Annotated in this window: 12 protein-coding genes; 2 read left to right on the top strand and 10 right to left on the bottom strand. The window is 73.3% G+C overall.

Annotated features, from left to right (window positions below; translation table 11 throughout):
* Positions 1 to 34: 34 nt before the first annotated feature.
* Positions 35 to 586: a hypothetical protein gene (locus CLV40_RS33155; protein WP_146108357.1), complete on the bottom strand. Its 552-nt coding sequence runs from the start codon at positions 584 to 586 to the stop codon at positions 35 to 37.
* A 353-nt stretch (positions 587 to 939) separates the two neighbouring features.
* Between CLV40_RS33155 and CLV40_RS33150 the strand changes: the two genes are divergently transcribed.
* Complete coding sequence (locus CLV40_RS33150) at positions 940 to 2,073, top strand: Vgb family protein (protein ID WP_104482968.1); 1,134 nt, start codon at positions 940 to 942, stop codon at positions 2,071 to 2,073.
* Here CLV40_RS33150 and CLV40_RS38555 read toward each other — a convergent pair.
* Positions 2,057 to 2,329, bottom strand: a complete 273-nt coding sequence (locus CLV40_RS38555) for a hypothetical protein (RefSeq protein WP_181043899.1) — start codon at positions 2,327 to 2,329, stop codon at positions 2,057 to 2,059. The two genes, CLV40_RS33150 and CLV40_RS38555, sit on opposite strands and share 17 nt — an antisense overlap.
* Between CLV40_RS38555 and CLV40_RS33140 the strand changes: the two genes are divergently transcribed.
* Positions 2,328 to 2,843 (top strand): hypothetical protein, encoded by a 516-nt coding sequence (locus CLV40_RS33140; RefSeq protein WP_146108356.1) that lies wholly within the window; start codon positions 2,328 to 2,330, stop codon positions 2,841 to 2,843. The two genes, CLV40_RS38555 and CLV40_RS33140, sit on opposite strands and share 2 nt — an antisense overlap.
* On the opposite strand, the gene CLV40_RS33135 is transcribed toward CLV40_RS33140, so the two are convergent.
* From CLV40_RS33135 to CLV40_RS33100, 8 genes are all read right to left on the bottom strand, one after another.
* Positions 2,804 to 4,585: an arabinofuranosyltransferase AftB family protein gene (locus CLV40_RS33135; protein ID WP_146108355.1), complete on the bottom strand. Its 1,782-nt coding sequence runs from the start codon at positions 4,583 to 4,585 to the stop codon at positions 2,804 to 2,806. The genes CLV40_RS33140 and CLV40_RS33135 overlap by 40 nt on opposite strands.
* Positions 4,586 to 4,649: 64 nt before the next feature.
* On the bottom strand, positions 4,650 to 5,474 hold the full coding sequence (locus CLV40_RS33130) for an S-methyl-5'-thioadenosine phosphorylase (protein ID WP_104482965.1): 825 nt from the start codon (positions 5,472 to 5,474) through the stop codon (positions 4,650 to 4,652).
* On the bottom strand, positions 5,435 to 6,658 hold the full coding sequence (locus CLV40_RS33125) for an aminotransferase class I/II-fold pyridoxal phosphate-dependent enzyme (protein WP_342752328.1): 1,224 nt from the start codon (positions 6,656 to 6,658) through the stop codon (positions 5,435 to 5,437). Before CLV40_RS33125 ends, CLV40_RS33130 begins: the two co-directional genes overlap by 40 nt.
* Positions 6,651 to 7,355 (bottom strand): acireductone synthase, encoded by a 705-nt coding sequence (gene mtnC / locus CLV40_RS33120; protein WP_181043898.1) that lies wholly within the window; start codon positions 7,353 to 7,355, stop codon positions 6,651 to 6,653. Before mtnC ends, CLV40_RS33125 begins: the two co-directional genes overlap by 8 nt.
* Entirely contained in the window at positions 7,352 to 7,933 is a 582-nt protein-coding gene (locus CLV40_RS33115) for a 1,2-dihydroxy-3-keto-5-methylthiopentene dioxygenase (RefSeq protein WP_104482963.1), read from the bottom strand. The genes mtnC and CLV40_RS33115 overlap by 4 nt, the downstream gene beginning before the upstream one ends.
* Positions 7,930 to 8,544 (bottom strand): methylthioribulose 1-phosphate dehydratase, encoded by a 615-nt coding sequence (gene mtnB / locus CLV40_RS33110; RefSeq protein ID WP_104482962.1) that lies wholly within the window; start codon positions 8,542 to 8,544, stop codon positions 7,930 to 7,932. The genes CLV40_RS33115 and mtnB overlap by 4 nt, the downstream gene beginning before the upstream one ends.
* The gene (mtnA, locus tag CLV40_RS33105) at positions 8,541 to 9,578 is read right to left on the bottom strand and encodes an S-methyl-5-thioribose-1-phosphate isomerase (RefSeq protein WP_104482961.1); all 1,038 of its coding nucleotides are present in this window, start codon (positions 9,576 to 9,578) and stop codon (positions 8,541 to 8,543) included. Before mtnA ends, mtnB begins: the two co-directional genes overlap by 4 nt.
* 1 nt (position 9,579) lies before the next feature.
* Positions 9,580 to 12,960: a non-ribosomal peptide synthetase gene (locus CLV40_RS33100; RefSeq protein WP_104482960.1), complete on the bottom strand. Its 3,381-nt coding sequence runs from the start codon at positions 12,958 to 12,960 to the stop codon at positions 9,580 to 9,582.
* Positions 12,961 to 13,021: the final 61 nt, after the last annotated feature.

The raw sequence follows: 13,021 nt of genomic DNA, 5'->3' as shown, positions 1-13,021 counted from the left end.
CCCGGTGCGCTCGGGCGCGTTCACCGGCGGCGGATCAGCAGACGCGCCAGGTGCGGGCGTAGGCGCGGGTGCCGACACCGGTGTCGTTGATCTTGGAGAGGGCCTGGTTGGCGTTGAGGATCTGACCGCTCGCGTTGTAGAGGACGGTCTGGGTGCCGTTGGTCTGGTTGTTGTGGACCGAGCCGGTGCTGGTGTTGAACGGGGCCGCGAGGGTGATCAGGTCGCAGGCCGTGCGGGACAGGCGGGTGCCGTTGAAGTTGGTGTCGCTCCAGATGCAGGCGTAGGCGTACGCGCAGTTCGCGGTGCCGAGGGCCGAGACGGGCTCGCTCGCCGCGCGGGCGCCGCGCTCACCCGGGAGGGGGAGGGTGAGGATCGTGCGGCCCTCGTCGAAGGCGATCTGGTTGACGCCGATCTGCTTGCCCGCGCCGTAGTCGTGCAGGTGCTTGTCCACTTGGGACTGCAAGGTCTCCTGGCTGTGCGCCGCGGGCGCGACCTGGGGTGCCGGTGTGGCGGTCGCGGCGCTGACGCCGAGGATCGCGGTGAGGGCGACCAACACGAGAACCGCCGCCGGTGGAAATCTGCGCATGTGTCCTCCAACTCCCGTTGTGGCTGCTTACGGCCATCGAATTTGGCGGAGGAAAGCGTAGTGCGGCAATGGTTGTGCGCATGTGTCACCGAAATGGCCCACGACATCGTCGCGCTTTTCGGACCCGATCGGATAATGTTCGGGAAATCGTGCCGAATTGTGGCTCCGTCTTCCATTCGGCGGTATTCCGGCGGGCGTGCCGCCGTCGTCCGAGGTCCGGCGCCCATTGGTCCACTGTGGACTGACGGGTGCGTGGCCCGGCCCGTCCGGTGCGGCTGATATTTCGCCTGTGTGAGTGATCGCGGACCGCCCGGTGGCCGCACTACCATCGCCCGTGATCTTGGGAGGCGACCGTGCCGCGAATCCGGCGTGTGGTGCTGGTGCTCGTCCTGGCCGCGGTGTTCGCCGCGGCTCCCGCGTCGGCGGTACCCGCGCCGATCACCGAGTACGGCCCCGTGCCGTCGGCGCTGCCGGTCGGCGGGGTGTGCGAGGTGGAGTTCGACCACTCGGGGGCGCTGTGGGTGGAGCAGTACGTGAGCAGCCAGGTGGCCCGCTTCGACCCGGCGACCGGTTGGTTCGCGAACTACTCGACCCCGATGCCGCTGTCGGTCCCCGGCGGCATGGACATCGACGCGGCGGGCGACCTCTGGCTGCCGCAGGTCACCGGCAACAGCCTGCTCCGCGTCGACACCGACACCGGCGCCATGACCGAGTACCCGCTGCCGTGGGCGAACGCGTTCGCCGTGCGCGCGCTGGGCATCCCGCTGCACACCGGCCTCGGCCTGGCCAACGACCTGGCCCTCGGCCCGGACGGCGCGCTGTGGTTCACCCTCGGCGGCCTGGACTCGATCGGCCGCTACGACCCGGCGACGGGGGAGTGGGCCAGGTTCCGCGTGCCGGGGGAGGTCCTGGGCGCGGTGGGGGCGCTGTTCGGCATCATCAAGCCCGGCCCGGGGCGCACGGTGGTGTTCGACCTGCCGCAGCTCAACAAGGTCGCCACGCTCGACGTGGACACCCACCGGTTCACCCAGTACACGATGCCCACCCCGCTCTCCTTCCCGGTCGGCGTGCGGACGGCGGCCGACGGCACGATCTGGGTCGCCGAGGCGCTGGGCATGAAGATCGCCCGCATCACCCCGTCGACCGGCCAGATCACCGAGTACCCGCTGCTCGGACTCAACGGCCTGCTCACCAGCGTCCTCGACGGCCTGGGCATCGGCAGCGTCGGCAACCCGCTGCCCATGCCCGGCCCCATCGCCGAGGCGAGCGACGGCCGCGTCTACTTCACGGTGAGCTTCCCGGCGGCCTTCGGCCTGGGCAACCAGATCGCCCGCTTCGACCCGGCGACGCACGAGGTCCGCACGTGGCCCACGCCGTCGTCGGCCTCGAACCCCTGCGACCTCAACGTCCACCAACCCGGCGCCGTCTGGTTCGGACTCTTCACCACCAACCGCGTCGGCCGCCTCGACATCACCGCGGACGGGTAGTCGGTGGGTCCCAGTAGCCCGGCGAATCCTCGTTCGGCGTCGCCGGGACGAGCCGGCGCAGGTCGCCGTCGCGGAACATCCGGACGCGGAAGAAGTCCTGCTCCTGGTCCATGAGGAACAGTCGCGGCATCAGGGGCCGGTACCAGTTCGCGGTACGGACCCGGTCGACGTCGCGTTGATCGCGAACCGCGCGGTCGTCGCCCGGCCCGTCGCGGCGTAACCGGTTGTTGACCGCCGCCGCCGACCATCGGGCCATGCCGCTGATCCACCGGATCACCCCTGCCCGGGAACAGGCCACCACCCACCTGGTCTGCGTCCCCCACGACGAGGCCCCCGACCGCTACCTCCCCCTCGCCGCCGCCCTCGGCATCGGCTACACCGTCTGGGTCGTCACCCCCGACGACCCGCGCTGCGCCGACGAGATCGCTCGAATCGTCCCCGGCGCGCCCGCGCTCTACGGGCACACGACCGCCGCGGCGCTCGACCTGGCCCGCGAGCTCCCCAACCCCGTCGGGGTGTTCCTCGGCGCGCCATTGCCCGTCGTGGTACCGAAAAGCCTGCCCTGCCCGACGCACCGCATCACGACCGGTGTGGACGTCCCGGTTCCCTGGCCGTCCCGCTGCACGCTCTCGACCCTGCCCGGGGCCGGTCCCCGGCCGCACCTCGACCACCCGCACGCGGTGGCGGCGGTCATCGAGGACCGCCTCCGCCACACCAGGATCCTCGGGACTCAGCGTCCTTCGGAGACGGCCACCGGGTCGCGCCCGTAGCGCAGGCTGGTGTTCTCGAAGGAGTTCGCGATGTTCGACAGGAACCGGCCCGCGGTCATCGGCTCGCGCACCGAGTCCAGCATCTGGCGGATCTCCGGTCGCTGGAGGGCGACGCGGGCCGCGGCGATCTCGTGGGCCGGGATGGCGCCGCCGGTGAGCGCGGACAGCTCCTCCGGCGTGCCCACGCACACGTCGGCGATCGACCAGGGGGGCGTGAGGAGCTTGTCGTGACCCATCGGGTAGCCGGGGATGGACACGGTGTGCGAGGCCAGCGGGTTGGCCAGGCCGAGGTCGTCGGTCACCTTGAGATCCGACGGCAGGAGCAGGCCGGGGAACCCGAGAGCGCCCGGTGACGTGACGACCGTGCTCTTCGCGGGCAGCGCGACCCAGTTCGCGCCGATCTTGATCACCAGGACGGGGCCGGTCTTGCCCGCCCGGGCGGCGGCGATGTCCTGGAGGTAGCCGGGCACGTCCTCGGCGTCCTCCGCGACGACCGGGTTGGCCTTGTGCGTCGTGTCGAGCCAGAACACGCGCGCGTCGGTGATGCTGTGCGCGCCGATCTTGTGGGTGAACACCGTGTCCGAGCGCAGCGAGGCGGCGGCGACACCGGCCCAGACCGCCAGCCCCAGCACCGGCACCGCGAGCCACTTGGTCAGCGGCACCACCATGAGCGGGAGCAGCAGGCAGAACAGCGCGGGCAGCAGCATCCGGGCGTGCATGTAGTCACCACCGACGCGGGTGACGTACAGGGCGAGCGCGAGCCCGGACACGGCGATCGCGCCGACCGCGATCACGGTGGGCCGGGGCATCCGCCGGAACACCAGCGCGGCGACCACGACGAGCAGCAGCAGCGGAATCCACAGCTGGTACGACGAGACGAAGTCGTCGAGGTAGTACCCGCCCATCTCCCACCGCGCCTTGCCGCCTTCCTTGGCCAAGGCGGTGTTCGGGGTGAGCAGGCCGTAGTAGCCCATGCGGAAGATCTGGTACGCGACGGGCAGCGCGCCCGTGATGGCCACCCAGAGCAGCCCGGCCCGCCAGCCCGGCCGCCGGATCGCGACCAGCGCGGCGAAGGCGATGGCGGAGACCAGCGCGTACTCGGGCCGGACCAGGGTGCCGACGCCGATCACCACGAGGGTGGGCCACACGGCGGTCATCGCCCCGGTGGCGTGCCGGACCAGCAGCCACCAGGTCCCCGCCAGCCACAGCACGCACAGCCCGGACTCCAGGCCCGACGTCGCGTAGTCCCAGTACGGGGACATGCCGAGCACGACCAGCGCGCCCGCGGGCACGATCAGCCGGGACGGGTGCAGCAGCCGGGCGCCCTGTAGACCCAGCAGCACCCCGCCGGCGGCGAACAGGCCACCGAGGACCACCGAGGCCCACTCCAGCCGGACACCGGGGATCAGGCCCGCCACGACGAGGACGTAGGTCCACAGCACGCTCGTGTTGGACTCGACGCGCTCGCCCACGTTGTACACGGGGCCGTTGCCCTCGAGGATGTTGCGAACCGTGCGCAGCACGATCAACCCGTCGTCGCAGATCCACCTGCGGTGCCAGGCGACGGCGGCGAAGACGACCACGACCAAGGCGATCGCGGCCAGGTTCCACCAGTCGCGGGGCGTCCGGCGGTCGATGAGTCGCGTTCGCTCTGCCTTGACAGCGGTCAGCACCATAGTTCCCAACCCGTAATTGTCCGTGCGCTCGGTGGCCGAGCCGCGCACCCCCAGCGTGCTCGGCACGCACCATACCCGGACCGGCCGGATGGTTCCCGTTGAGGCGCCTCCAGGCAGGGGCAAGAAAAGGTCAAGGCAACGTGAGGGGGAGTGTGATGCCGTGGTGGGTGTCCGGGCAGGGGCAGTCCTCGCGGGTTCTGGTGGTCGCGGTGGGGGCCGCGGTGAGGATGAGGGCGCGGAGGTGGGTGAGGTTGTCGGCGAAGATGCGGAACACCTCGGTCTGGGTGACGGACTCGCCCGGCGCGGTGCCCGCGTCGTGGTCGGTGACGAGAGCGACGGGTTGGTAGCAGAGCGCCAGCTCGCGGGCCAGGGTGGCTTCGGGCTGGGCCGTCATGTTGATGAGCGACCAGCCCTGCGCCGCGTACCACTGGGACTCGGCCCGCGAGGCGAAGCGCGGGCCGTCGATGACGACGGTCGTGCCGCCGTCGACCACAGGCAGGTCGAGGGTGGCGGCGGACTTCAGCAGGGTCTCGCGCAGCCCCGGGCAGTACGGGTCGGCGAAGGGGACGTGCACCGCGCCGGTGTCGAAGTACGTGCCGACCCGCCCCGACGTGCGGTCGACGACCTGGTGCGGCAGGACGAACGCGCCGGGCCCCGACTCGGGGCGCAGCGAACCGACGGCGCAGGGGGCGATGACCTGCCGGACGCCCAGGTAGCGCAGCGCCCACAGGTTCGCGCGGTAGTTGATCCGGTGCGGTGGGTGCCGGTGTCCCCGGCCGTGGCGGGGCAGGAAGACGACGGGGGCGCCGTCGACCCGGCCCCGCACCAGCACGTCGGAGGGGTCGCCGTAGGGGGTCTCGACGAGGATCTCCTCGACGTCGGCGTCGAGCAGCGAGTACAGCCCGCTGCCGCCGATCACGCCGAGCGGGGCAGGTGCGTCCTCGGTTCCGGGCATGGCCGTGCTCCCTTCCCGCGCAACCGCGGAACGGTGGTGAACGAGACGAGCCGCTGGGCGGCGGTTTCCACTACCTCCGGTGCCTTGCAGAACGCGATCCGCACCAGTTCCGCGCCGTCGCGCGGGTCGGCGTGCAGCGCGGCGGACGGGATCGCGACGACACCGCCGCGGTAGGCCAGGTCCAGGCACAGCTCGGTGCCGTCCGGGTAGCCCAGCTCCACCGCGTCGGCCTGCAGGAAGTACGTGCCCTCGCAGGCGTAGCAGCGCCACCCCGACCCGGTCAGCGCGTCGACCATCAGGTCACGGGCCGTGGTCAGCCGGGCCGTCAGCGTGGCGAGCCAGTCGTCGCGTTCGCGCAGCGCGGCGGCGACCGCGTGCTGGAACGGCGTCCCGGAGGCGAAGGTGAGGTACTGCTTGACCGTGCGCACGGCCCGCACCAGGTGCTCCGGCCCGCACACCCAGCCGACCTTCCAGCCCGTGGCGTTGAACGCCTTGCCCGCCGACGACACCACCAGCGTCCGCTCCGACATGCCGGGCCGCGACGCCAGCGGCACGTGTGCGACGCCGTCGTAGGTGAGGTGCTCGTAGACCTCGTCGGTGATGGCGACGAGCCCGTGGCGCAGGCAGGCCCACGCGATGTGGTCCAGTTCGGCGCGGGTGAACACGGTGCCGGTGGGGTTGTGCGGGGTGTTGACGACGATGACCCGCGTCCGGGGGCCGATGGCCGCCGCCAGGTCGGCCGGGTCGAAGGTGAACCGGCCGTCGACCGGGCGCAGCGGCACGGTGCGGGGCGTGGCCCCGGCCAGCGCGATGGCGGGCGGGTACGAGTCGTAGCCGGGGTCGAAGTACAGCACCTCGTCACCGGGCCCGGCCAGCGCGCAGATCGCGGCGGTGACGCCCTCGGTCGCCCCGGCGGTCACGACGACCTCGGCGTCGGGGTCGTAGCCGGTGCCGTAGTCGGCCAGCCGCTGCTCGGCGATCGCCTCCCGCAGCGGCGCGACGCCGTTGAGCGGCGGGTACTGGTTGTGCCCGGACCGCATGGCCTCGGCCGCCACGCGCAGCAGCACCTCCGGCCCGTCGGTGTCCGGGAAGCCCTGGCCCAGGTTGATCGCGCCGGTCCGCTGGGCCAGCGCGGTCATCTCGGCGAACACGCTGGTGCCCAGCGCGGCGAGTGGCTCACGCACGGGCCACCTCCCGACCCGGCAGCGGCGCCACCGCGGCGAAGGTCTCGACCCGGTCGTGCGCGCCGACGTCGGGGCGGCCGTCGCGCGGCCGCGACACCCCGGTCGTCCGCCAGCCCGCGGCCCGCGCGGCGTCGAGTTCGGGGCGGCTGTCGGAGAGGAACAGGACGTCGTCGGCGTCGATCAGCGCGCCGATCCGCCGGTACGAGCCGGGATCGGTCTTCGGCCCGACCGCCGACGGGTCGAAGTGGCCCGCGAACAGGTCGAGCAGGTCCCCGGCGTCGGTGTGCGCGAACCACTGCCGCTGCGCCAGGACCGAGCCGGACGAGTACACCCACACGCCGACGCCCGCCGCGGCCCACGCTCGCAGCGCGGGCGGGACGTCCGGGTAGACCTCGGCCCGCAGGTGCCCCTCGGCGAACCCGTGGTGCCAGATCAGGCCGTGCAGGACCTTCAGCGGCGGGTCCTTGCGGTCCCGGTCGTGCCAGTCCAGCACCGTGTCGACGACCCGGGACAGCGGCGCGCGGGGTTCGCCCAGGCTCTCCCGGATCGCGGCCACGACCGCCGCCGTGCCCGGCACGCCGCCGAGCAGCCACGGCCGCAGCCGGGGCCGGGCGTAGGGCAGCAGGTGGTCGCGCACGGCCGACAGCGGGCTGACCGTGCCCTCGATGTCGACGACGACCGCTCGGGGCACGTTCACCGCGGGCTCCCGGCGGGTGCCCGCAGTTCGTCCAGGGTGGGCATGCGGGACGCCACGGTGGACCCGGTGAACCCGGCCACCCAGCCGTCCTCCTCCTGGAAGAACCGGATCGCGCAGAAGTCGGGCCGCTCGCCCATGTCGAACCAGTGGGCGGTCCCGGCGGGCACCGACACCAGGTCGCCGCGCTCGCACACCACCGCGTAGACCTTGTCGTCGAGGTGCAGGTAGAAGCAGCCGACCCCGTCGACGAAGAACCGGACCTCGTCCTCGTCGTGGGTGTGCTCGTCGAGGAAGCGGCACCGGGCGGCCACCGCCTGGCGGGTCCACTCCGGGTCGTCGTCGCGCGGCACCATCCGGATGACGTCGACGATCGGGAACTCGCCGCGCAGCGCGTCGACGTCGGCGGCGTAGGCGGCCAGCACCTCGGCGGGGCCGTCGGTGTCGGCGAGGTCGGTGGTCGGCCACCGGTCCAGCCGCACCCCGAACGGGGCCAGCTCGGCGGCGATGACCGCGACGTCGGTGGTGGACAGCGACACCGACGACCGGTCGGTGTCCGACATGATCCGCAGCAGGGTCACGGCGCGCTCCAGGGGGAAGTGGTCAGCAGGTGGGTCAGCCGGGCCAGGCTCTCCACGCACTCCATCCGGTGCCGGGCCGCGGCCAGGGTCGGCGCCCAGGTGGTGGCGCCGTGCCCGGCGATGAGCAGGGCGGGCGGCGCGTGCGGCCCGAGCAGGCGGGTGGCGTCGGCGGCGATGCGCGGCACGTCCGGCCAGTTGGGCAGCACGGGGATGCTCACCTGGTCGGTGGCGCCCAGGCCCTTGATGATCTCCAGGCCGGAGAACCGCGCGCGGTCGCCGCCGCGCAGCGACAGCACGGTGGCGTACGGGGGGTGGGCGTGCACGACCGCGCCGCAGTCGGGGAACAACCGGTAGAGCGCGGTGTGGATCGAGGTCTCGGCGGATGGCCGCGGCCCGTCGGGGTCGACCGGCGCGCTGTCGGCGATCCGCACCTCGACCACGTCGTCGGTGGTCAGCTCACCCTTGCCGCGCCCTCTGGCGGTGATCAACGCCGTGTCGCCGCCGGGCAGCCGCACGGACAGGTTCCCGGCCGTGCCCTCCATCCAGCCCTTCGCGTAGAGCCGGGCCGCCGCCGCGGCCAGGTCGAGCCCGAGGTCGGCGAACACCGTCATGACGCCGCCTCCCGCCGGATCTCGTTGCGGTGCACGCCGTTCTCCGTGACCACCGCGGTGACCAGGTCGGCGGGCACGACGTCGAACGCCGGGTTGTACGCGCCGGTACCCGGCGGCGTGATCGGCGCACCGGCCAGCGCGGTCACCTCGGCGGGGTCGCGGTGCTCGATCTCGATCCCCGCGCCGGACGCGAGTGCCCGGTCCACAGTGGACTCGGGGGACACCACGACGAACGGCACCCCGGCCCGGTTCGCGGCCAGCGCCAGCGGGTACGTGCCGATCTTGTTCGCCACGTCCCCGTTGAGGCACACCCGGTCCGCGCCGACCAGCACGCAGTCCACCAGACCGGTGGCGATGGCCGTGGGTCCGGCGGAGTCCACGCACATCCGGTGCGGGATACCGGCCTCGGCCAGCTCCCACGCCGTCAGCCGCGCGCCCTGCAACAGCGGTCGCGTCTCGCCGAAGAGCACCTCCTCGACCTGACCCGCCTCGGCCAGCGTCCGGATCGTGCCCAGCGCCGTGCCCCAGGCGACGGTGGCGAGCCTGCCGGTGTTGCAGTGGGTCAGCAGCCGCAGCGGGCGCCGCTTGGTCACCCGGCGCACCAGGTCCGCCGCCCGGCTCGCTACCGCGCGGTTGACGTGCTCGTCCTCCACGACCATCGCCAACGCCTCGCGCAGCACGGCGTCCGGACCGAACGCCAGCTTCGACACCGCGCGTTCCACGGCCCAGCCCAGGTTCACCGCCGTCGGCCGGGCCGCGGCGATCCGGCGGGCGTCGGCGCGCACCGCCACCTCGTCGCAGCGTCCGTCCACACCCGACCCGCCCACGCGGTGCGCCGCCGCGGACAGCGCGACCGCGAGGGCGCCCGCGACGCCGATCGCGGGGGCGCCGCGGATCGCCAGCCGCCGGATCGCGGCGATCACCTCGTCCACCGTGGACAGCCGCAGCAGCCGGTACGCGCCGGGCAGCGCGCACTGGTCCACGGCCACCACCGCGCCGTCGTCCCACGACAGGGACCGGTCCCCGGGCAGCACGTCAGCTCACCTCGCCGATGGCCGAGCCCAGCGCCTCGCTGATCTCCAGCTCGCTGAGCAGCGCGGCCACCGCCGCCTCGGACATGCCCTCGACCCGGCGCAGCACCCGCAGGAACGCCTCGGTGCGCTCACCGCGGCGCGCGGTGACCTCGGCGGCCAGCAGCGCCACGGTCGAGCGGTCGAACGCCACGTCGATCGACAGCGGCACCCCCAGCCGGTCCCGGACCCGGGTCACGACCTGGGTGGCCAGCAGCGAGTGGCCGCCGATCAGGAAGAAGTCGTCGTCGCGGCCGACCGACGCCACGCCGAGCACCTCGGCGAAGATCGCCGCGACCTCCCGCTCGGTCTCGTCGCGCGGCGGCGCGTGGCCCGTGCCCGCGCCGTCGACCGGCAGCTCCAGCAGCTTCGCGCGGTCCAGCTTCCCGTTGGGGGTCAACGGGAACTCGGGCAGCGTGTGGAAGTGCGCGGGCACCATGTACTGCGGCAGGCTGGCCGCCGCGTGCGTGCGCAGGTCCGCGCCGCTGAGCGACTCGTCGGCGGTGACGACGTACCCGACCAGCCGGGCGTCGTCGGGGCCGAAGGCGCGCAGCGCCACGTACGCGCGGCCCACGGCGGGGTGCGCGGTGAGCACGGTCTCGATCTCGCCCGGCTCGATCCGGAAACCGCGCAGCTTCACCTGGTGGTCGGCGCGGCCCAGGTACTCCAGCACGCCGTCGGGCCGGTAGCGGACCAGGTCGCCGGTGCGGTAGACGCGGGTACCGGGGCAGGCGGGCAGGTCCGCGCGGAACCGGTCGCCGGTCAGGTCCGGCCTGCCCCGGTAGTGCCGGGCCAGGCCGACACCGCCGATGTACAGCTCGCCGACGGCCCCGATGGGCGCGGTCTGGCCCTGGCGGTCGACCACGTGCAGCGTGGTGTTCCCGATGGGGGTGCCGATCGGCGGCGGCGCGCCGAGGTCGTGCTCGGTGATCCGGTGCATGGTGGAGAACACCGTGGTCTCGGTGGGGCCGTAGAGGTTCCACACGTCCGCGACCCGCCGGTACAGCCCGGCCGCGACGACCTCCGGCATCGCCTCGGCGGTGCACGTGGCCAGCCGCAGCGCGCCCGGCTCCAGCCCGGCGTCGAGCAGCAGCTGCCAGGTGGTCGGGGTGGCCTGCAGCGCGGTCAGCCCGAACTCGGCGATCAGCCGCCGCAGCCGCGCCCCGTCCGCGGCGGCCTCCTTGCCGCCGACGACCACGGTCGCGCCGATCAGCAGCGGCAGGTACAGCTCCGGCACCGCCATGTCGAACGACAGCGAGGCCAGCGACCCGCACACGTCCGAGGCCACCAGCCCCAGCCGGTCGCGCATCGAGCACAGCAGGTTCACCAGGCCCCGGTGCTCGACCACCACGCCCTTGGGGCGCCCGGTAGAACCGGACGTGTAAATCACGTACGCCACGTCGTCCGCGGCGGGCCTGCGCGCGGGCGCGGTGGGTCGCGCGGCGCGCACCCGGGGCCCGTCGGGGTCGACCAGCAGCAGCGACCGGGTGTCGAACGGCATGGTCAGCCCGGCGCCCGCCACCACGATCCCGACCTTGGAGTCCTCCAGCATGTAGGCGAGCCGGTGCACCGGGTAGGTCGGGTCCAGCGGCACGTAGTGCGCGCCGGTCTTGAGCACGCCGAGCAACGCGACCAGGGTGTCCGCGCCGCGCTCCAGGCACACCGCGACGCCGCTGCCGTGCTCGACGCCGAGTTCCAGCAGCGCGTTCGCCAGCCGGTTCGAGCGGCGCTCCAGCTCCGCGTAGGTCAGGCTCGCGCCCTCGGAGCGCACCGCGACCTTGTCCGGCGCGCGCCGGGCCTGCTCGGCGACCAGGTCGACGACCGTGCGGTGCGTCGGGTAGCCGATCTCGGTGTCGTTCCAGGTCGCGATGAGGTCCAGCTCGGCCTTGGGCACCAGCGGCAGCGCGCCGACCCGGGTGGCGGGCGCGGCGGCGATCCCGCGCAGCAGCGCCACGAACCGCTCGGCGAGCCGGTCGGCGGTGGTCGGGCCGAACAGCGCGGTGTTGTACTCCAGGCGACCGGTCAGCTCGTCGCCGTCCTCCTCCATGACCAGTTCCAGCTCGACCCGCGCGGTGCCGTTGGTGATGCCGCGCGGGATCATGCTCACGCCGGGGCCCAGCGGGATCCGCTCCTCGCTGATCGGGGTGTTCCCGAAGCCGAACATCACCTGGTAGACCGGGTTGCGGCTGCTGTCGCGGCGCTGCTTGAGCGCCTCCACGACCGCGCCGAAGGGCAGTTCCTGGTGGCCGAACCCGTCGAGCACGGCGTCGCGCACCCGGGCCAGCAGGTCGGTGAACGCCGGGTCGTCGGCCAGGTCGGCGCGCAGCGCGACGGTGTTGAGGAACGGGCCGATCAGCGCGTCCACCTCCGGCTTGCCCCGGCCCGCGACCGGCACGCCGACGGCGAAGTCGTCCTGGCCCGCGTGCCGGGCCAGCAGCACCTGGTAGGTGGCCAGCAGCAGCATGAACAGCGTGCACCCCTCGCGCTCGGCCAGCGCCCGCAGCTGCCCGGTGAGCCGGGCGGGGACGCGGAACCACTTGGTGGCGCCGTCGAAGGTCTGCCGCGGCGGGCGCGGGAAGTCGGTGGCCAGGTCGAGCGCGGGCACCCCGGAGAGCAGCTCGGTCCAGTAGCCGACCAGCTTCTCCCGGCGCCGCCCGGACAGCCACTCCCGCTGCCAGGTCGCGTAGTCGGCGTACTGGACGGCGGGCTCGGGCAGCTCGGGGGCGCGCGGGTCGGTCAGCTGCCGGTAGAGGCCGACGATCTCGTTGGCCAGCACGCCCAGGGAGATCCCGTCGGCGATGGCGTGGTGCGCGACCCACAGCAACAGGTGCTCGGTGGCGGAGAAGCGGATCAGCACCGACCGCAGCAGCGGACCCCGCGCCGGGTCGAACACCGTGCGCACGGTCTGCCGGATCAGCTCCTCGGCGCGGCGCTCCCGCTCGGCGGTCGGCAACCCGGACAGGTCGACCAGCGCCAGTTGCGGCATCTCGGCCGGTTCCGCGATCCGGTGCACGATCCGGCCCTCGTGCTCGACCAGGCTCGCGCGCAGCACCTCGTGCCTGCGCTCGACCTCGGCGAGCACGGCCACCAGCACGTCGACGTCGAGTTCGCCGGTGAGGGTGAAGGAGAACGGGATCGTGTAGGTGGGCTGGGTGGGCGCGATCTGGTGCAGGAACCAGAACTGCTCCTGCACGGGCGCCGCGGGCAGCGGCGCGCCGTCGCGGGGCAGCGCGACCAGCGGCCGCTCGGCGGGCACCGACGGGGCGGCGGTCGAGCGCAGCGTGGCCATGACCCTGGCCCGCTGCTCCGGGCTCAGCCTGGCCAGTCTGGAGAGGGCGTCGCTCACCGGTCTACCTCCTGCTGCTTCCTGGTTTGCTCCAGGGAATCCACACCGGGTTAGCCAGGGG

The organism is Actinokineospora auranticolor (genome assembly GCF_002934265.1).
Classification (GTDB): domain Bacteria; phylum Actinomycetota; class Actinomycetes; order Mycobacteriales; family Pseudonocardiaceae; genus Actinokineospora; species Actinokineospora auranticolor.
Note: the sequence above shows the minus strand (reverse complement) of the source record. Positions and strands in the feature narration are given on the sequence as shown.